The sequence below is a fragment of the Paraburkholderia suaedae genome (genome assembly GCF_040812055.1).
GTDB lineage: Bacteria > Pseudomonadota > Gammaproteobacteria > Burkholderiales > Burkholderiaceae > Paraburkholderia.
The window spans coordinates 14,787-33,833 of record NZ_JBFOAH010000020.1 but is presented as its reverse complement, the minus strand read 5'-3'; the positions used below and the strand labels follow the sequence as shown (position 1 = coordinate 33,833).

Genomic DNA, 19,047 nt, shown 5'->3' with positions numbered 1-19,047 from the left:
TTGCGTTTGCGCCGAGCGCGGCATGCGCAACTTCAGATGCGTCGAGCCATGAGCTTACCCGAGCAACGATTCCTGAGCGCGGCGCGTGGCTAGTCAGAACCATCCAATGGCGCGGTACACATGGAATTGCGCGATCCCGAGCAATTCATGTAGCGCTATTTCTGCGTTGAGCAGATTGATATAGCGCGGCAGTAGGCCCAGATGTGCGTGGCGCGCGCCCGAAACGAGCGGCTGCGGCGCAACGCCGAAACAGGCAAAGTCGAGCAACGCGCGCCGCATCTGATAGGCGGAAGTGACGAGTATCAGCGCGTCGTAATGCGATTGCGCGAGGATGGCAGAGACGTTGCGCGCGTTTTCATAGGTCGTGCGGCTGCGCTTTTCGAGCACGATGTCCGTGCGCGGCACGCGCTGGCGTAACAGGTAGGGCAGATAAGTGTCAGCCTCGGTCGCCTCGTGCCGCTGCGGATTGCCGCCGCTCACGATCACGTGGCACGTGGCCGCCGTTCGTTTGCAAGCGGCGTAGTTGTCCGCGCTCACCTTGATGCGCACGAGGACATCACGTGGCGGGACGAGCACTTTGTCATGGTCATAAACGGTGCCGCCGCCCAGCAGGATGATCGCGGTGCGCGGCGCAAACGCGGGGGACCCTGGGCCCGCCTCGCGCGGCTGGGCGAGCTCCAGTAGCGGTGCGGTCAGCCAGCCGGCAGCCAGCAGCCAGAACAGGAGGACCGTGAACAGGATCAGCGGGCGGCGGGACCGCTTCCATCGCACGATTGCTGCAAAAAAAAGCGCTAATAAAGTGAATAGAATCAATTTAAATGGGGTAACGTATGTCTTTCGGGACAAATCCAAGGGCCTGCTATCGCGCCGCAGCGGTTGCATCGTCGGCTCGTGGACAGAACGCTATCATGCCGTTCAACGGGGGTTTCCGAAATCAGACCAGGCAGCACCTGGCGGAATCGGCTTTATGAAGTGCAGCCTGTTTCCAGCCATGGGCGGGTGCTACGCGCGTCACAGGTGGCGCGGTGACGCGTTGGGCATAGATGTGTCATAGCTGCACTTTAAGAAAGAAGTGAGATGACCACGTATTCCAACGAAGCGGTACTAGAAGCGCTGCGGCGAGCGCAATATCGTCAGGTCCCGTGGGCCAGAAGGCCGGGCGTTTTCCAATATCTTCGCGCGCTCGGCCTGATGGACACCGTTCGCCAGCGCACCGTCGCTCCGGCACCGGGCTTTCACGCGCCTGTGGACATCGCCGTGCTCACGGAGCGCGGAAAAGCCGAGTTTGCGCGGCTCGAACACAGCGAACGGCTCCTCAGCTGGACTGCTCAGCGGACGAACGACTATGTCGTGACCCCCTTGGAACCGAGTTCCAGCGCCGCCTTGGAAGTCCGGTCCTAGACCCTTGCCGGCGGGTGCCGTCGGTGCCCTGCTGTCTCGCGGCAGTGGTTTTTCTCGCTGTTTGCGTTCAGGTAAGTGGGCCTGCCTACGCCCACGAGCGTGCTCACCAAAAAAAAGCCCGTATCGCGAGGATACGGGCGTACCGGAATTACTACTGCCACGCTGTGCTAATGGCGTTAAATGAGACTGGTCTGGCGCCGGGTGGTTCCCTGAGTATTCAACCTGGTTGCATCCGGGTCAGCTAGCGGTCTGCCAGTTGTGCTGATCCCAGGCAACCCTAACGGTTGTCGACATAAGGGGCGACTGGGCTACCGCGGAGGCGGGCAGTCAGACCACCGCTTCTAACGGTGGTGCGCCCCACCTTCCCGGGGCACATCGGGCCGTGCCCGCACATTACTGGCGATATCGCCGCGCAAGTCTCCGCGCGGCGCCGCAGGCGTGATATCGCGGTTGCGTGTTTCGCTCTGTTGCCAGGCTTCGAGGGCCGCCGCACGATCCGGCCGCCAGCTCCCCGCTTGCGGGCGCTGTTGTGCAAGCGCCGGTGCGGCCATTGATGAAATCACAATGCCGCACAGAAGCAGTGACATTGGTTTCATGCGAAGCTCCCATCAAGCCCATCGAGTCAAGGCCTGTTTTGCATACATATAAAGGTATGCGGGGGCGCGAAAGCACGCTGTAAGTAATAGTAAATGGTTGTTTCATCGCGGGCGCCCGCTCAGTGCGCTCGGACGGAATTGCGATGGCGATCAGCGAGGATTCGGGGACAGACGACAGGCTCGGACATGCCGAGCCGCCCGTAGTGAGTCAACGGAATTGGCACGCGCCCGGGCGGTCCAGATCGAAGCCGGGCGCCCGCAGGTGAAATAGCGGTGCTGGCCTCAGGCCATTTTGACCGGCGCGCGCCACGACTCCGGGTTGGTCCAGAACGCGCCGCGCAGGCGGTCACGGCTCGGCGGTGCAGGCGGTTTGGCAGCGGTCGCCCCAATCCGGCCGCGCAGCGAAATTTCGCGGCCGCTCGTACCGAGTCGCTTAACTATTTCGGCGAGCGTACCATCGGCTTGCCATTCGTCGAAGCGGCGGCGGCAAGTCGGCGGCGATGGGTAACGGCCCGGCAGTTTCGACCAGCCTTCGCCGGTCGACAGCACCCAAAGCACGGCGTTGACCACTGCGCGCGCTTCTACGCGGGGCCGGCCGCGCCGCTCGCTCCGTGCCGGTTCAGCACAGAACAGAGCCTCGACCAGCGCCCACTCGTTGTCTCTCAAATCGTCGAACAGCGTCATGTTTTCACCTCAGCGAAGCTAACTCCGGTGCGCTGCCCCGCGCCGCGCACTCTCCATGCACTCGATAGGCGAGTGCCAAGGGGTCGGACTTGCCACAATCTGCTATTCAGGCAGAAGTCATGGCGCCGACCTGTATGCATGTAAATGCAGAAAGCGTGCCAAGTTCATTCCGACTGCCTCGAAGCCTGTGGCGGCGGGCCAGCGCGGGCGCTAGCTAGGGGCGTATGAGAATCTAAAAAACCCATCTCGCAAATCGGGACAATCACCAATCTTGTGCACCGAGGCCCGGCAGACGTGCGTTTGCGCCGCATTGCTGCGCCGCAGCGGAAGAGGTCGTAAACGGTCTGGCCCGTTTTTGATCGTATAATCCGCATCAAATCGCGTTATTAATGAGGACGATAAATGAATGTGACGCTCCGACAGCTCAGAGTTTTCATCGCCGTTGCCCGGCTGCAAAGCTTCAGCAGAGCCGGCGATGAAATCGGCCTGACGCAGTCGGCGGTGAGCCGCTGCGTGCGCGAACTGGAGGGCGAAATTGGCCTGAAGCTGATCGATCGCACGACGCGCGACGTCCAGCTAACGGATGTCGGCGGCAATCTGGTGTCGAGCGTGTCGCGGCTTTTGACGGACCTCGACGACGCACTGCGTGAAATTCGCGAGATCGGCGAGCAGCGCCGTGGACGCGTCGTAGTGGCCGCCAGTCCGACGGTCGCGTGCCGGCTGATGCCGCGCGTGGTGGCGTCGTGCGGGCGGGAGTTCCCGTACATCGCACTCGGCTTGCGCGACGACGTGCAGAGCGACGTGCTGCGCAAGGTCAAGTCCGGCGAAGTTGATTTCGGCGTGATCATCGGCCCGTTTTTCGCCGATGACCTGCTGAGCGACCCGCTCATGACGGATTCTTTCTGCCTCGTCGCACGCAATGACCACCCGCTGGCGGCGCGCGAGGAGGTGGCTTGGACCGATCTCGAAGGCGAGCGGCTCGTTCTGCTCGATTACGCGTCCGGCAGCCGGCCGATCATCGACGCCGCGATGCAGGAATATGCGGTGAACGCCACGGTCGTGCAGGAGCTGGGGCATTCAGCGACTGTGTTTGGGCTCGTCGAGGCGGGCGTAGGCGTCAGCGTGCTGCCGTGGCTGGCGTTGCCACTGCCGGCTGGCGCGTCGATGGTAGCCCGTCCGCTCGTGCCGCGTGCGGAGCGCACCGTCGAACTCGTGCGGCGGCGCGACCGCTCCCTATCGCCCGCGGCTGAAGCGGTATGGGGCTTGATCCGGCGATTGCCCGCGCGGGCGGAGGAACTCGGTTAGCTTCGGCGGCGCGGCGAAGCGCGTTTTCCAGCTCTGAGCGGTTCTGCGTTTAAAAAACGAGGCGAAGGCCGCCGAATACGCCCACGCATCCAAGGCATCCTCGGACCAGTACGCGGGCCGGCTGCGGGTTTCGCTGCTTTCAGAACCGGCGGCGCGCTAAACTGTCGCCTTCCTGAGCATCAGCCAATTTTTTCCGTCCGGGAGCCCTCGATGAGCGAATTGGATTCGTCTGTCCCATTCATCCCGAATGCGCGTGATGCCGTGCGCGCGCTGCGTTCATCCCAAATTCGCGAAGTCGCCAACGCCGGGTTCGGCGTCGAGAACGTGCTGCCGTTCTGGTTCGGCGAATCCGACCGTGTGACGCCAGCCTTCATTCGCGACGCCGCGAGTTCCGCGCTGGGCGTCGGCGCGACCTTCTATACGCATAACCTGGGCATGGCGCCATTGCGCGCGGCGCTCGCCAACTACGTCAGCAACTTGCACGGTGCGACTTCCCCTGACCAGGTCGCCGTCACGAGCGCCGGCGTCAATGCGCTGATGCTGGCCTCGCAACTGGTCGTCGGTGCCGGTGATCGCGTCGTCGCCGTGACCCCGCTGTGGCCGAATCTGGTCGAGATCCCGAAGATTCTCGGTGCGCATGTCGAGACGGTCGCGCTCGGCTATGGCGAGCGCGGCTGGCAGCTCGATGTCGGGCAGTTGCTCGCCGCTTTGACGCCAGACACGAAAATGCTGCTGATCAACTCGCCTAACAACCCGACCGGCTGGGTGATGAGCCGCGAAGAACAGCGTACCGTGCTCGCGCATTGCCGGCGTCATGGCATCTGGATCGTCGCCGACGAGGTGTACGAGCGTCTTTACTATGGGGACGCCGATCATGGGGACGCCGATTCAGCCAACGCCCTGACGGGCGGCGCGCGGGCGCCTGCCGCACCGTCGTTCCTCGATCTCGCCGCGCGCGACGAGCGGGTGATCTGCGTGAATTCGTTTTCCAAGACGTGGCTCATGACCGGCTGGCGGCTTGGCTGGATCGTTGCGCCATCCGGATTGATGGACGATCTGGCCAAGCTGGTGGAGTACAACACTTCGTGCGCGCCGTCGTTTGTTCAGCGGGCGGGCATCGCGGCCGTCGAGCAGGGAGAGTGCTTCACCGCCGAACTGGTGCGCGATCTGAAGGCGTCGCGCGACCACCTGGTGCGCGCACTTCGGGCAGTGCCGGGTGTCGACGTCAAAGCGCCGCCAGGTGCGATGTATCTGTTTTTCGCGATGCCGGGCGCATCTCGCAGCCTCGAACTATGCAAGGCGCTCGTGCGCGAAGTGGGGCTGGGCGTGGCGCCCGGCAGTGCGTTTGGTCCGCAGGGCGAGGGTTTCGTACGATGGTGCTACGCGTGCGACACGGCCCGGCTCGACGACGGGGTCGAGCGTCTACAGCGGTTCCTGGCGAAGCATCGAACCGTTTAATGCATATGGCGGAGAACAACGGCGCTGCAACTGAATAAGCCTATAAAAGCGCGGAATGTTTGCCGGGGTTCCTCCCTTTTTTCACCGCGATTCGCTGGCTGGAGCGGGGGAAGACAATGCGCAGGGGATTTCGTCTTTACGCAAAGAGGCTTTTTGCGTAATATGGCGTTCAGTCACGCGGTTCCTTTTCAGGAATATCGCTGCTCCGTCCGGCTGGGTTTGGCTCGAAGTCTGTTTCGCCTCCCCCCGGTGCGTGCTCCCATCAATATGACCGATCAGAATCGGGCGAGCGCGTCTTCAGTTCCACATCGTCTGTTTGATCCGGTTCTTTGACCACAGGGTCTGACCTAGCTGCATGAATACCCAAGAGGCGAAGATCGTCCTCGAGACTGCCTTGATCTGCGCGCAGGAGCCGTTAAAGCTCGGCGAGTTGCGCAAGCTCTTTGCCGACGGTGTGTCGGCAGACACCGTTCGGACCTTGCTCGAGGACCTCAAGCAGGATTGGTCCGGACGCGGTGTGGAGCTGGTCGGGCTGGCGTCGGGCTGGCGGTTTCAAAGCAAGCCCGCGATGCGTTCGTATCTGGATCGTTTGCATCCTGAAAAGCCGCCGAAATATTCGCGTGCGGTGCTCGAAACGCTCGCGATCATTGCCTACCGGCAACCTGTGACACGTGGCGACATCGAAGAGATTCGCGGTGTCACGGTGAATACGCAGGTCGTCAAGCAGCTCGAAGATCGCGGCTGGATCGAAGTGATCGGTCATCGCGATGTCCCCGGCCGTCCGGCGTTGTACGCGACCACGCGGCAATTCCTCGACGACCTGGGACTGACTGCGCTCGACGAATTGCCGCCGCTCGCCGATCCGTCGGCGCAGCTGAACGCGGACCTGCTTGGTCAGCACGCAATCGAGTTTACCGATGTCGACGCTGGCGAGACGGTGCATGAGCCGGCGGTGGGCGAACAAGGCGAAGCGGTGCTGAACGGGTACGCGCAAGCTGTCCAGTCGGCCCAAGCGTCAGTGGCAAGTGCAGCGGGGCCAGAAGCGGAAGCAGCCGCGGAAGCAGCCGGCAACGCGGCGGCAGCTGGAGCAGCCGGCAACGCCACCGAAGCGCAAGCAGGCGGCAGCGCCGTTCAAGCGGAAGCGGCCGACAACGCAGTCCAAGCCGAAGCAGCGGGCAACGGCACCGAAACGCAAGCCGCCGGCAACGCCGTCGAAGCCAACGCAGGCGGCAACGCCACCGAAGCCGGAGGCGCCGCCAAGGCCAAAGAAGCAGAATCCGGAGTAGCTGCCGAAGCGGCGCCTGCGCCGCGGTCGCAGACGGACGTTCTTGGGACGCCGGCCGCCCCGCAGCATACCGATACAGCACATGCCTCATCGCGGGCCGGCGTCGCCGGCTCCGCACAGAACCATGATCCGGTCTCCCTGGCCGATCCTGCAATACCCGCGCACGACTCGGGCGCACTCCGCGATACGGAGCGCGCCGTCGAGCCGAACCCGACCACGGCGGCGCACGGCGATCCGGAAGATCGTCGCGATGCCGCGCAGGACGCAGGCGTGCTGACCGACGACGAAGCCGAGCCGCGCAGCGCCTGACGTAACCGAACTTTCTGCCACGCCCGCAACGGGCGTGCGCGACCTGACATTTTGAGGTTGTTTTGACACATACCCACGACACCGATTCGTCCGAATCCGAGCGCGCCGTGCCGTCGGCGCGGGCCGACGAAGCGCGCACCCCGCAAGCGCCGGCAGGCGAGGGCGAGCGCCCGGCACAGAGCGCCGAAGCGGACGGCGAAGACCGTCCGCGCCGCGGTCTGCGTCGCGGACCGCGCAGCCTGATCGCGCGACGTCGCGCCGGGGCGAAGGCGAAGGTCGCCGAAGGGGTGCCCACGCAAGGCGGCCCGGTCGTCACCGACGCGCCGCCGGACGGCGAGGTGGTCGCCCAGGTGCGCATGCCGCGCAAGGAGGGCGGTGCCAAGGGCCAGGGCTCGCGGCGCAACGCCCAGGCGGGCGGCGCGAGGCGCGACGGTGGTCAGCGGGACGGCGCGCCGCGCGAAGTTCAGACGCAAGGGCAGCGGGAAGGCCAGCGCGAGCGTCAGCCGCGCCAGGGCGCTCAGCGCCAGAATCGCCGCAGCGGCGAAGTGGCGGCAACCCCCGAAGCTAGTCAGGACGACCTGTTTTCGTACGTGAGCTCCCCCGCGTTCGACGCGGACAACAGCACCAGCGGCGGCGTACGCGCGCCGATGCTGCGTGGTGGCAAGGCGGCCGCGCCGAAGCGCGTGCTCGCCGCGGACGACGACGCGCCCAAGTTGCACAAGGTGCTGGCGGAAGCGGGCATGGGTTCGCGCCGTGACATGGAAGAGCTGATCGTCGCCGGACGGGTTTCGGTGAACGGCGAGCCGGCTCACATCGGCCAGCGCATCATGCCGACCGACCAGGTTCGCATCAACGGCAAGCCAGTGAAGCGCAAGCTGGCCAACAAGCCGCCGCGTGTGCTGCTGTACCACAAACCGACCGGCGAAATCGTCAGCCATGCGGACCCGGAGGGCCGTCCGTCGGTGTTCGACAATCTGCCGCCGATGAAAACCGCCAAATGGCTCGCGGTCGGTCGCCTCGACTTCAACACCGAAGGACTGTTGATGCTGACGACCTCCGGCGATCTGGCGAACCGCTTTATGCACCCACGCTACAGCGTCGAGCGCGAATATGCGGTGCGCGTGGTCGGCGAGCTGGCCGAAGGCATGCGTCAGAAGTTGCTGCACGGTGTCGAACTGGACGACGGTCCGGCGAACTTCCTGCGCATCCGCGACGGGGGTGGTGAAGGCACCAATCACTGGTATCACGTTGCGCTCGCCGAAGGGCGTAACCGTGAAGTGCGTCGCATGTTCGAGGCAGCCGGTCTGATGGTCAGCCGGCTGATCCGCACGCGTCACGGCCCGATCTCGCTGCCCAAGGGCCTCAAGCGCGGCCGTTGGGAAGAACTCGAAGATAACCAGGTGCGCGCGCTGCTGGCGTCGGTCGGTCTCAAGGCGCCGGCGGAAGAGCGCGGCGGCCGGAGTTCGGCGCCGGAGCGCAAGCAGCCCGACCCGATGCAAACCTCGATGGGCTTCATCGGCCGCGAACCGGTGTTGATGTCGCATAGCCGCTTCGAGCAGCAGCCACGCGGTCAGGGCCGGCGCGGCGCGACGGGCGGTGGCTTCGGCGGTGGCGCGGGCGCCGGTTTGGGCGGCGGCTACGGCAATCGTGGTACTGGCCGCGGCGCCGGCGGTTTTGGCAGCGCGCTGGGCGGCGGTACGGGCGGCCAGCGGGGCGGTCGCGAAGTCGACGGCAATCGTGCGCCGCCCGCAACGGGCAATCGAGCCGGCGGTGGCAAGCGGGCCGGTGCCAGTGGTGCAAATCCGGGCAACAACCGGGGTCCCGGCGGCAACCGCGGGGGCAATGCCAATCGCACGGGCGGCGGTAACGCCAACCCGGGCGGCGCCAATCGCGGCGGCGGCGGGCCGCGCGGCCGTTCGCGCGGTCGTTAAGGCGCAAGTTCCGCGTCGCATAACCGGGGCCGCGAATCGTCCTTTAACGATCCAGCGCTCGCCGTCGGATTCGATCGACGCTTGCCGCGCGCGTAGTCAACCTTGGTCGACCAATCGACCAGGGTCGATTGCGGCGGCGCCAGCTCATCTTGAAAGCGCCTTCAGCGCCTCCATATCCTCATCAGATTTCCACCGAATCAGGCGGAAATGCGCTTAGGATGGCGTTCTGCAGATTGCGTTTGTCCCGGAAAATGACTACAATCGCGAAGTCGCTGGGCGTGCGGCTTTTCACGTGCGGCTCAGGTGCGACCACCGGTAATAAGATGATGGGCGTTTAGCCCATTTTTTTTTGCCGCTCAGTTCATCGTGGTTTGGCATCTCGGGTTCGCACTAACGTGCGCCGGCTTGGCGCGCGGCCCGCATTGGTTGTTTGCAAAACAGGCGGCAGGCTCGCTGCGCGAACATCTAAGAGGGCACTGTGCAACTGACGGAACTGATTGAAACCACGGTCGTGGGACTCGGCTACGAGCTCGTCGATCTCGAGCGCACCGGGCGCGGCATGCTGTGTATTTATATCGACCAGCCGGCCGGCATCGCGATCGAAGATTGCGAGAAAGTCACGCGTCAGCTCCAGCACGTTTTGACGGTCGAAAATATCGATTACGAGCGGCTTGAAGTGTCGTCTCCCGGTCTCGACCGCCCGCTGAAAAAACTGGCGGATTTCGAACGCTTCGCAGGCAGCGAAGTGGTGATCACATTGAAAAAGCCATTGGACGGACGGAAATCGTACCGGGGCATCCTGCATGCTCCGCAAGGCGAAACGATCGGTCTGGAATTTGAAGGGAAGGAAGGCGCCGCGATGCTCGATTTCACGCTCGCGGACATGGACAAAGCACGCCTCGTTCCGAAAGTTGATTTTAGGAGCCGCAAACAATGAGTCGCGAAGTGTTGATGCTGGTGGATGCGCTGGCACGCGAGAAGAACGTCGACAAAGACGTGGTATTTGCCGCGCTCGAAGCGGCTCTCGCTTCGGCCTCCAAGAAACTCTTCGAAGAAGACGCGGACATCCGCGTCCAGATCGACCGTGAAAGCGGCGAGCACGAAACGTTTCGCCGCTGGAAAGTGGTGCCGGACGAAGCCGGCCTGCAGGAGCCGGATCAGGAAATCCTGCTGTTCGAAGCACGTGAACAGAAGCCCGAGATCCAGCTCGACGAGTACATCGAAGAGCCGGTGCCGTCGATCGAATTCGGCCGTATCGGCGCGCAGGCCGCCAAGCAGGTGATCCTGCAGAAGGTGCGAGACGCGGAGCGCGAGCAGATCCTGAACGACTTCCTCGAGCGCGGCGAGCACATCATGACCGGCTCGGTGAAGCGTCTGGATAAGGGCAACTTCATCGTCGAAACCGGCCGTGTGGAAGCGCTGCTGCGCCGCGACCAGCTGATTCCGAAGGAAAACTTGCGCGTGGGCGACCGCGTGCGTGCCTATATCGCCAAGGTCGATCGCACTGCGCGCGGTCCGCAGATCGAACTGTCGCGTACGGCGCCCGAATTTCTGATGAAGCTCTTCGAGATGGAAGTGCCGGAAATCGAACAGGGCTTGCTGGAAATCAAGGCGGCCGCCCGTGATCCGGGCGTGCGCGCGAAGATCGGTGTGGTCGCATACGACAAGCGCATCGATCCGATCGGCACCTGCGTCGGCATTCGCGGCTCGCGCGTGCAGGCGGTGCGCAACGAGCTCGGTGGCGAAAACGTCGACATCGTGCTATGGTCGGAAGATCCCGCTCAGTTCGTGATCGGCGCGCTCGCGCCGGCAGCCGTTCAGTCGATCGTCGTCGATGAAGAAAAGCACTCGATGGACGTCGTCGTGGACGAAAACGAACTGGCGGTCGCGATCGGCCGCAGCGGCCAGAACGTGCGTCTTGCCAGCGAACTCACCGGCTGGCAGATCAACATCATGACGCCGGACGAATCTGCGCAAAAACAGAATCAGGAGCGCGGTGTACTGCGTGACCTGTTCATGGCGCGTCTCGATGTCGACGAAGAAGTCGCCGACATCCTGATCGACGAAGGCTTCACGAGCCTGGAAGAGATCGCTTATGTGCCGCTCAACGAAATGCTCGAGATTGAAGCATTCGACGAAGACACCGTTCACGAACTGCGTAATCGCTCGCGCGACGCGCTGTTGACGTTGGCGATTGCGAATGAAGAAAAGGTCGAAAATGTAGCGCTCGACCTGAAGAGCCTGGACGGCATGGACGCCGACCTGCTCGCCAAGCTGGCCGAACACAAGATCCAGACGCGCGACGAACTCGCCGAGCTGGCTGTGGATGAACTGGTTGAGATGACCGGTATGGAAGAGGATGCCGCTAAGGCGTTGATCATGAAAGCACGTGAACACTGGTTCCAGTGAGAAATGACCATGGCGCACTAAATTGAACGCGGCCGTCAGGCCGCATGAGTCGATGCTAACCGCAAGGAATCGGTCCTTGCATTAAGAGGAATGAATGGCGAGTAACAACGTAGCCCAATTTGCCGCGGAACTGAAAATGCCTGCAGGCGTGCTGCTCGAGCAGCTGCAGGCGGCGGGCGTGCAGAAAGCGAGCGAAGACGACAACCTGTCCGAGGCGGACAAGGCGCGTCTGCTCGACCACTTGCGCAAGTCGCATGGCTCGAACGATGCCGACAAGCGCAAGATCACGCTGACGCGCCGGCATACGTCGGAAATCAAGCAGTCCGATGCGACGGGCAAAGCTCGCACCATTCAGGTCGAAGTGCGCAAGAAGCGCACTTTCGTCCGCCGCGACGAAACCTCCGCAGACGGCGGGGATGCATCGAATCATGTAGCTGAAGGCGCCGAGGTCGACGACCTCGAGTTGCAACGCCGCGAAGAAGAAGCACGTCACGAAGCGGAACTGCTCGAGAAGCAGGCTCAGGAGCTGAAGGCGCGCCAGGAACAGCTCGAACGCGAAGAAGCCGAGCGTCAGGCGCGCGAGCAGGCTGCCGAAGCCGAGCGCCGTCGGGCGGAAGAAGAAGCGGCGAAGAAGCGCGCAGCGGCTGCGGCCGAGGCGGCAACCCGCGAGACGGTACAGCAGACGGCGCAAGCTGCGCAAACGGTGACCGCAAAGGCCGAGCCGGCGCCTGCCAAGGCTGCGCAGCCGGTGATCGCCAAGGAAAGCGAGCAGGACGACGAACGCGCGGCCGCGGAACGCGCTGCGCAGCGCGAAGCCGCGAAGAAGGCAGAAGATGCAGCGCGTCAGGCTGCCGAGAAAGCGCGTGCCGAGCAGGAGGAAATCGCGAAGCGCCGTGCGGCCGCGGAAGCCGAAGCACGTGCCATTCGCGAAATGATGAATACGCCGCGCAAGGCGCAGGTGAAGGCGCCGGAACCCGCGCCGAAGCCGGCCGAGCCGGCCAAGCCCGTAGAAGCCAAGGGCACCCTGCACAAGCCGGCACGTCCGGCTGGCGAAGCAGCAGCGCGGCCGGCAGCACGCAAGCCCGCTGCTGCGGCTCCCGCTGCAACGACCACGCCGTCCACCGGCGACAAGAAGAAACCCGGCGGCAAGGGCGGCTGGCAGGACGACGCAGCAAAGCGCCGTGGCATCAAGACGCGTGGCGATACGAGCGGCGGTGTGGATCGCGGCTGGCGCGGTGGCCCGAAGGGTCGCGGCAAGCATCAGGACCAGAACACCACCTTCCAGGCGCCGACCGAACCGATCGTGCGTGAAGTGCACGTGCCGGAAACCATCACCGTCGCCGATCTCGCGCACAAGATGGCGGTGAAGGCTTCGGAAGTCATCAAGTCGATGATGAAGCTCGGCCAGATGGTCACGATCAACCAGATGCTGGACCAGGAAACGGCGATGATCATCGTCGAGGAACTGGGCCATCACGCGGTAGCGGCGAAGCTGGACGATCCGGAGGCCATGCTGGTCGAAGGCGAAACGTCGGATGCGGAAGCACTGCCGCGTCCGCCGGTCGTCACGGTCATGGGTCACGTCGACCACGGCAAGACCTCGCTGCTCGACTACATCCGCCGCGCGAAGGTTGCAGCAGGCGAAGCGGGCGGGATTACGCAGCATATCGGCGCTTACCACGTCGAAACGCCGCGTGGCGTGATCACGTTCCTCGACACGCCGGGTCACGAAGCCTTTACGGCCATGCGGGCCCGTGGTGCGAAGGCCACGGACATCGTGATTCTGGTGGTCGCCGCTGACGACGGCGTGATGCCGCAGACGAAGGAAGCGATTGCCCACGCGAAGGCAGGCGGCGTGCCGCTCGTCGTCGCGATCAACAAGATCGACAAGCCGGATGCGAATCCGGACCGCGTAAAGCAGGAACTCGTGGCCGAAGGCGTCGTGCCGGAAGAGTACGGTGGCGATTCGCCGTTCGTCTCGGTGTCGGCGAAAACCGGCGCGGGCATCGACGATCTGCTCGAAAACGTGTTGCTGCAGGCCGAAGTGCTGGAGCTCAAGGCACCGATCGACGCCCCGGCCAAGGGTCTCGTCATTGAAGCGAAGCTCGACAAGGGTAAGGGTCCGGTCGCAACCATCCTGGTGCAATCGGGCACGCTCAACCGCGGCGACGTTGTGCTGGCCGGCAGCGCGTACGGTCGCGTGCGAGCCATGCTCGACGAAACGGGCAAGCCGGCCAAGTCGGCCGGTCCGTCTATCCCGGTCGAAATCCAGGGTCTCTCGGAAGTTCCGCAAGCCGGCGAAGAAGTCATCGTGATGCCGGACGAGCGCAAGGCGCGCGAAGTCGCACTGTTTCGTCAAGGCAAGTTCCGCGACGTCAAGCTGGCCAAGCAACAGGCCGCGAAGCTCGAAAACATGCTGGAACAGATGGGCGAGGGCGAAGTGCAATACATGCCGCTCATCGTCAAGGCCGACGTGCAAGGTTCGCAGGAAGCTTTGGTGCAGTCGCTGCTCAAGCTGTCGACCGACGAAGTGCGCGTGCAGATCGTGCATGGCGCCGTGGGCGGCATCAGCGAGTCCGACGTCAACCTGGCAACGGCTTCGAAGGCGGTCATCATCGGTTTCAACACGCGTGCCGATGCGCAAGCTCGCAAGCTGGCGGAAGCCAACGGCGTCGATATCCGCTACTACAACATCATCTACGACGCAGTGGATGACGTGAAGGCGGCGATGTCGGGCATGCTGGCGCCGGAGAAGCGCGAAGTCGTCACGGGTACGGTCGAAGTGCGCCAGGTCTTCAAGGTGCCGAAGATCGGCGCGGTGGCCGGCTGTATGGTCACGGACGGTTTCGTCAAGCGCTCGTCGTCGGTGCGCGTACTGCGCAACAACGTTGTCATCTTCACGGGCGAACTGGATTCGCTCAAGCGCTTCAAGGACGACGTGAAGGAAGTCCGTCAGGGCTTCGAGTGCGGTATGTCGATCAAGAACTTCAACGATATCGTCGAAGGCGATCAGTTCGAAGTGTTCGAAGTCACGGAAGTCGCGCGTTCGCTGTAAGTCGCGCGGCATGGCTCAACGGGCGGAGCGGGCTTGAACGCCCGCTCCGCCCGTTGTTTTTGCGCCAGCCGGTTTGCGGCCACTGTTCGATGACCACGGTGTGATTCGCGCAGCAGTTCCGCCATGCGGTTGCGATCGATCGCGCCGCGGCCAGGACGCTCGTATGATCAGCCGCGGCCGCGCGAACAACTTTTTGCATCCGTTAAACACGGATCACACAACACCATGCCTAAGAAACGTTCTTCTCCCAATCGCAACGTGCAGATCGCCGATCAAATCCAGCGCGATCTGTCCGAGCTGCTGCGTGAGGTCAAAGACCCGCGTATCGGCCTCGTCACGATCCAGAGCGTCGAGCTGACGCCGGACTACGCGCACGCGAAAGTCTATTTCACGACGCTGACGGGCGACCCTCAACTAACGCTCGATGCGCTCTCGCACGCAGCGGGTCATCTGCACAATCAGCTGTTCAAGCGGCTGCATATCCATACGGTGCCGACGCTGCATTTTCACTACGACAAAACGATCGAGCGGGCTGTCGAAATGTCGCGTCTGATCGACGAGGCGAATGCCAACCGCGCGAAAGAAGACTGAGCGTGCCTTGAGCCGGGCTGCTTGCCGCGCTTCCCCGGTTGCGCCGCGTCCCGGGCTGTTTCCGTATTCATCGACGTCTCCCGCCTCTCTGACATGATCGCACCTCAACGCCCCCGCGTGCCGCGTCGCGCGCTCGACGGCGTGCTGCTGCTCGACAAGCCGCTCGGACTGTCGAGCAACGACGCGCTGATTCGCGCGAAGCGTCTCTATCTGGCCAGGAAAGCGGGCCATACCGGCACGCTCGATCCGCTCGCGACCGGCCTGCTGCCGCTGTGTTTCGGCGAAGCCACGAAATTTTCGCAAGATCTGCTGGAGGCCGACAAAACCTACGAGGCCACTATGCGCCTCGGCATTCGCACGACCACCGGCGACGCCGAAGGCGAAGCGCTAGACACGCGCGAGGTGAGGTGCGACGCGGCGGCGGTGCACGCCGCCGTGCCGCAGTTTCTCGGTGCGATCGTCCAGGTTCCGCCGATGTATTCGGCACTCAAGCGCGACGGCAAGCCGTTGTACGAGTACGCGCGCGCGGGCCAGACAATCGAGCGGGAAGGCCGCCAGGTGACGATTCATGCGCTCGAAGTGCTTGCTTGCGCGCTGCCCGACGTAACGTTTCGTGTGACGTGCAGCAAGGGCACGTATGTGCGCACGCTGGCCGAGGATATCGGCGAGGCGCTGGGTTGCGGCGCGCATCTGGTGGCGCTGCGGCGCACCGGCGTCGGCGCTTTGACGCTGGCGAATTCGGTGACGCTGGACGCGTTGTCCGACGCCGATGAGACCGAGCGCGATGCGTGGCTGCAACCAGTGGACGCGTTGCTGTCGACGTTTCCGTTGGTACGGTTGAACGAAGAGCAGACGCGCCGCTTTCTGCATGGCCAGCGTCTGAAGCTCTCCGAACTGGACCTTGCAGGCGGCGCTGTCGATGCGCCACGCGTCAGAGTGTATGCGGAGCAGGGACGCCTGCTGGGTGTCGCGAAACAAGGCGACGGCGTGCTCGCGCCCGAGCGGCTGGTGGTGACGACGGCGACCTAGGTCGCCCGGAACGGCGTAAAGGCGGCCACGCGTTAGCCGACGCGCCGCCAAACGTTGACAGTCGGACGAAAAAAGGCGGGACCGCTATCGGGCGGTCCCGCCTTTTTCATACGGTCCCTGGCTTCGTCCGAACGAAGCGCTGCCTCAATGCGCGGCCGCAGCGGCCGCACCCGCATCGCCACCGGCGCGTTCCGGCCGCGTAATCCAGATCAGCGCGATGAGTGCGACGAAGATGCCGGCAGAGACAAAGAACAGATCGTTCACGCCCAACTGCGCGGCCTGTTGCGTGGCCATGGAATTGAACAGACCGTACGCCTGCGGTTGACTAAACCCCGCCGCGCCCATCTGGCGAATCGATTGCTCGAACACCGGGTTATACGCATTCGCCTGCTCCGCCAACTGCGCGTGATGCATGATCGAGCGGTGATCCCATGCGGTCTGGAAAATGGAAGTCCCGATGCCGCCGCACATGATCCGCACGAAATTCGACAGCCCCGACGCCGCGGGGATCCGGTTGCCCGGCAAGCCCGACAGCGTGATCGATACGAGCGGGATGAAAAACCCGGCCATGCCGATCCCCTGAATCAACGTGGGCAGCAGCAGCGAGTACGTGTCGACGCCGGTCGTATAACGTGAGCGCATCCAGAAACACAGCGCGAACACGAGGAACGACAGGGTCGCGATGTAACGCGGGTCGGTGCGCGGCAAAACCTTGCCCGTGATCGGTGACAGCAGCACGGCGAACAGGCCGACCGGGGCCATCACCAGACCGGCTTGGGTCGCGGTGTAGCCGATATCGGTCTGCAGCCACAATGGCAGCAACACGAGATTGCCGAAGTAGAGCCCGTAGCCGACCGACAGCGCAATCGTGCCGCCCGTGAAATTGCGCCGGCTAAACAGCGACAGGTCCACCACCGGATGCTCGGCCGTCAATTCCCACACTACGAAGAACGCGAGCGCGATCACGGCGACCAGCGCCAGCACGACGATGGTCGTCGATGAGAACCAGTCGAGGTCCTTGCCCTTGTCGAGCATCACCTGCAACGAGCCGACCCAGACGATCAGCAGGCCGAGGCCGACGCCGTCGATCGGGGCTTTTCTGATGACCGAATCGCGATGGCGGAAGATCGACCAGGTCGCGGCGGCGGCGATTGCCCCGACGGGGATGTTGACGTAAAAGATCCACGGCCACGAGATGTTGTCGGAGATCCAGCCGCCCAGAATCGGACCGGCCACAGGCGCGATCAGCGTCGTCATCGCCCACATCGACAAGGCCATCGGCGCCTTCGCGCGGGGATAGCTGGCGAGCAGCAGCGTTTGCGACAGCGGAATCATTGGACCGGCCACCGCGCCTTGCAGCACGCGCGAAGCCAGCAGGAAGGGCAGCGTCGGCGCGAGGCCGCACAGCCATGACGAGATCACGAACAGCACGATCGACGCCATGAACAGGCGCACCTGGCCGATGCGCTCGGTGAGCCAGCCGGTCAGCGGCACGGAGATCGCGTTCGCCACCGCGAACGAGGTGATCACCCATGTGCCCTGGTCGGCCGACACGCCGAGGTCGCCGGAAATCGACGGGATCGACACGTTCGCGATCGACGTGTCGAGCACGTTCATGAACACGGCGAGCGACACCGCGATGGTGCCGATCACCAGTTGCGCGCCCTCGAGCGGCGGATGAGGGACTTGCGCCTGAGCCTGAGCCATTAAAGAAGCCTTCTATGAATCGTCGTTCGGCTCGATCAGCTTTTCGCGCCGGCCCGGGTCCCGCCGCCGCTCTGCACCGACCTTTGCGAGCCGCCGTTCGGGCCGGCGTTTTCCGCGATGATGCGGGCAATCTCCGCGTCGGCTTCGTCGCCGTATTTGTCGAAGACGTTGGTCTGGTAGGCGGTGTTCGGCGCCTGGCCGAGCTGTCCGCCGCTGTCGTCCTTGATGCTCACGTCGGCCTGCATCGACAGCCCGATGCGCAGCGGGTGCTTGTCGAGCTCCTGCGGATCCAGCGCAATACGTACCGGCAGGCGCTGCACCACCTTGATCCAGTTGCCGGTCGCGTTTTGCGCGGGCAGCAGCGAGAACGCCGAACCCGTGCCGGCCGAGAAACCGACCACTTTGCCGTGGTAAGGCACGGACGAACCGTAGACGTCGGCCGTCAGTTCCACCGGCTGGCCGATGCGCATGTGCTTGAGTTGCACTTCCTTGAAATTGGCGTCCACCCACACGTCGTGAAGCGGCACGATCGCCATCAGCGGGGTGCCCGGCGACACGCGCTGACCGACCTGCACCGAGCGCTTGGCGACGTAGCCGGTCACGGGCGCGGGCAGCACGTTGCGTGCGTGGTTCAGGTACGCGTCGCGGACCTTCGCGGCCGCGGCCTGCACGTTCGGATGATTCGCGATCGTGGTGTTGGCCGTCAGCGCGCGGTTCGACGCCAGTTGCTGTTTGGCGGCGTCGACGGCGGCCTGCGCGCTTTTCACGGCGTCGCGAGCGTGCGAGATTTCTTCCTGCGATACAGCGCCGGTTTGCGCGACAGTCAACCGGCGCTTCAGGTCATCCTGAGCGCGCGACAGATCGGCCTGACGCAATTCGACTTGCGCCTGGTACTGATTGTCGTCGGCGAACAGGCCGCGCACCTGGCGCACCGTTTGCGCCAGATTCGCCTCGGCCTGTTCGAGCGCGACGCGCGCGTCGGCCGGATCGAGCACGACGAGCGGATCGCCGGCCTTGACGACTTGCGTGTCGTCCGCGTTCACCGCGATCACGGTTCCTGTGACTTGCGGCGTGATCTGCACGACGTTGCCGCTCACGTAGGCGTCGTCCGTGTCTTCATGAAAGCGCGCGACGAGGAAGTAGTACAGGCCGTAGGCGAGCGCCGCGATCAGGATCACGATGACGAGCAGCGTCATCATGCGCTTGCGTTTGCCGTTGTTCGCCGGTTGCGACGGCTGTGGATTCGCCGCGGGCTGTTGGGGGGTGCTCATTGATGTGCTCCGGATT

Annotated in this window: 14 protein-coding genes and 1 pseudogene; 10 read left to right on the top strand and 5 right to left on the bottom strand. The window is 63.9% G+C overall.

Going from position 1 to position 19,047, the window contains the following annotated elements:
• Positions 1 to 93 precede the first annotated feature (93 nt).
• Complete coding sequence (locus ABQJ48_RS24480) at positions 94 to 813, bottom strand: YdcF family protein (protein WP_367840650.1); 720 nt, start codon at positions 811 to 813, stop codon at positions 94 to 96.
• Between the two features lie 264 nt (positions 814 to 1,077).
• Between ABQJ48_RS24480 and ABQJ48_RS24475 the strand changes: the two genes are divergently transcribed.
• Positions 1,078 to 1,401, top strand: a complete 324-nt coding sequence (locus ABQJ48_RS24475) for a hypothetical protein (RefSeq protein WP_367840556.1) — start codon at positions 1,078 to 1,080, stop codon at positions 1,399 to 1,401.
• A 341-nt stretch (positions 1,402 to 1,742) separates the two neighbouring features.
• Here ABQJ48_RS24475 and ABQJ48_RS24470 read toward each other — a convergent pair whose 3' ends face one another.
• Both ABQJ48_RS24470 and ABQJ48_RS24465 read right to left on the bottom strand, forming a co-directional pair.
• Positions 1,743 to 1,997 carry a hypothetical protein gene (locus ABQJ48_RS24470; RefSeq protein WP_367840555.1) on the bottom strand — a complete coding sequence of 85 codons (255 nt, stop codon included), beginning with the start codon at positions 1,995 to 1,997 and terminating at the stop codon, positions 1,743 to 1,745.
• Between the two features lie 285 nt (positions 1,998 to 2,282).
• A pseudogene (locus tag ABQJ48_RS24465) lies at positions 2,283 to 2,681 on the bottom strand (transposase); the annotation flags it as partial.
• A gap of 402 nt (positions 2,682 to 3,083) precedes the next feature.
• On the opposite strand from ABQJ48_RS24465, the gene ABQJ48_RS24460 reads away from it, so the two are divergent.
• The 9 genes from ABQJ48_RS24460 to truB all read left to right on the top strand — a co-directional run bounded on the left by ABQJ48_RS24460 (position 3,084) and on the right by truB (position 16,053).
• Positions 3,084 to 3,986, top strand: a complete 903-nt coding sequence (locus ABQJ48_RS24460) for a LysR family transcriptional regulator (RefSeq protein ID WP_367840554.1) — start codon at positions 3,084 to 3,086, stop codon at positions 3,984 to 3,986.
• Positions 3,987 to 4,196: 210 nt separating this feature from the next.
• Positions 4,197 to 5,444: a pyridoxal phosphate-dependent aminotransferase gene (locus ABQJ48_RS24455; RefSeq protein ID WP_367840553.1), complete on the top strand. Its 1,248-nt coding sequence runs from the start codon at positions 4,197 to 4,199 to the stop codon at positions 5,442 to 5,444.
• A 355-nt stretch (positions 5,445 to 5,799) separates the two neighbouring features.
• Positions 5,800 to 7,038, top strand: coding sequence for an SMC-Scp complex subunit ScpB (gene scpB / locus ABQJ48_RS24450; protein WP_367840552.1), 1,239 nt, complete (start codon positions 5,800 to 5,802; stop codon positions 7,036 to 7,038).
• A 62-nt stretch (positions 7,039 to 7,100) separates the two neighbouring features.
• The gene (gene rluB, locus ABQJ48_RS24445; RefSeq protein ID WP_367840551.1) at positions 7,101 to 8,969 is read left to right on the top strand and encodes a 23S rRNA pseudouridine(2605) synthase RluB; all 1,869 of its coding nucleotides are present in this window, start codon (positions 7,101 to 7,103) and stop codon (positions 8,967 to 8,969) included.
• A 478-nt stretch (positions 8,970 to 9,447) separates the two neighbouring features.
• On the top strand, positions 9,448 to 9,906 hold the full coding sequence (gene rimP / locus ABQJ48_RS24440) for a ribosome maturation factor RimP (protein ID WP_007182297.1): 459 nt from the start codon (positions 9,448 to 9,450) through the stop codon (positions 9,904 to 9,906).
• A complete protein-coding gene (gene nusA, locus ABQJ48_RS24435; RefSeq protein WP_367840550.1) occupies positions 9,903 to 11,378 on the top strand; it encodes a transcription termination factor NusA in 1,476 nt (491 codons plus the stop codon). The genes rimP and nusA overlap by 4 nt, the downstream gene beginning before the upstream one ends.
• 94 nt (positions 11,379 to 11,472) lie before the next feature.
• Positions 11,473 to 14,433, top strand: a complete 2,961-nt coding sequence (gene infB, locus ABQJ48_RS24430) for a translation initiation factor IF-2 (protein ID WP_367840549.1) — start codon at positions 11,473 to 11,475, stop codon at positions 14,431 to 14,433.
• A 225-nt stretch (positions 14,434 to 14,658) separates the two neighbouring features.
• Positions 14,659 to 15,024, top strand: coding sequence for a 30S ribosome-binding factor RbfA (gene rbfA, locus ABQJ48_RS24425; RefSeq protein WP_367840548.1), 366 nt, complete (start codon positions 14,659 to 14,661; stop codon positions 15,022 to 15,024).
• A gap of 93 nt (positions 15,025 to 15,117) precedes the next feature.
• Positions 15,118 to 16,053 carry a tRNA pseudouridine(55) synthase TruB gene (gene truB / locus ABQJ48_RS24420; RefSeq protein ID WP_367840547.1) on the top strand — a complete coding sequence of 312 codons (936 nt, stop codon included), beginning with the start codon at positions 15,118 to 15,120 and terminating at the stop codon, positions 16,051 to 16,053.
• A gap of 144 nt (positions 16,054 to 16,197) precedes the next feature.
• Here truB and ABQJ48_RS24415 read toward each other — a convergent pair whose 3' ends face one another.
• Complete coding sequence (locus tag ABQJ48_RS24415; protein WP_367840546.1) at positions 16,198 to 17,760, bottom strand: DHA2 family efflux MFS transporter permease subunit; 1,563 nt, start codon at positions 17,758 to 17,760, stop codon at positions 16,198 to 16,200.
• A 35-nt stretch (positions 17,761 to 17,795) separates the two neighbouring features.
• Positions 17,796 to 19,031, bottom strand: coding sequence for an EmrA/EmrK family multidrug efflux transporter periplasmic adaptor subunit (locus ABQJ48_RS24410; RefSeq protein WP_367840545.1), 1,236 nt, complete (start codon positions 19,029 to 19,031; stop codon positions 17,796 to 17,798).
• Positions 19,032 to 19,047 lie beyond the last annotated feature (16 nt).

Bases quoted from the DNA above. Each gene is read 5' to 3' on its own strand.
- ABQJ48_RS24475 (WP_367840556.1), top strand. From the start codon at position 1,078: ATGACCACGTATTCCAACGAAGCGGTACTAGAAGCGCTGCGGCGAGCG.
- ABQJ48_RS24470 (WP_367840555.1), bottom strand. From the start codon at position 1,997: ATGAAACCAATGTCACTGCTTCTGTGCGGCATTGTGATTTCATCAATG.
- ABQJ48_RS24460 (WP_367840554.1), top strand. From the start codon at position 3,084: ATGAATGTGACGCTCCGACAGCTCAGAGTTTTCATCGCCGTTGCCCGG.
- ABQJ48_RS24455 (WP_367840553.1), top strand. From the start codon at position 4,197: ATGAGCGAATTGGATTCGTCTGTCCCATTCATCCCGAATGCGCGTGAT.
- scpB (WP_367840552.1), top strand. From the start codon at position 5,800: ATGAATACCCAAGAGGCGAAGATCGTCCTCGAGACTGCCTTGATCTGC.
- nusA (WP_367840550.1), top strand. From the start codon at position 9,903: ATGAGTCGCGAAGTGTTGATGCTGGTGGATGCGCTGGCACGCGAGAAG.
- infB (WP_367840549.1), top strand. From the start codon at position 11,473: ATGGCGAGTAACAACGTAGCCCAATTTGCCGCGGAACTGAAAATGCCT.
- rbfA (WP_367840548.1), top strand. From the start codon at position 14,659: ATGCCTAAGAAACGTTCTTCTCCCAATCGCAACGTGCAGATCGCCGAT.
- truB (WP_367840547.1), top strand. From the start codon at position 15,118: ATGATCGCACCTCAACGCCCCCGCGTGCCGCGTCGCGCGCTCGACGGC.
- ABQJ48_RS24415 (WP_367840546.1), bottom strand. From the start codon at position 17,760: ATGGCTCAGGCTCAGGCGCAAGTCCCTCATCCGCCGCTCGAGGGCGCG.
- ABQJ48_RS24410 (WP_367840545.1), bottom strand. From the start codon at position 19,031: ATGAGCACCCCCCAACAGCCCGCGGCGAATCCACAGCCGTCGCAACCG.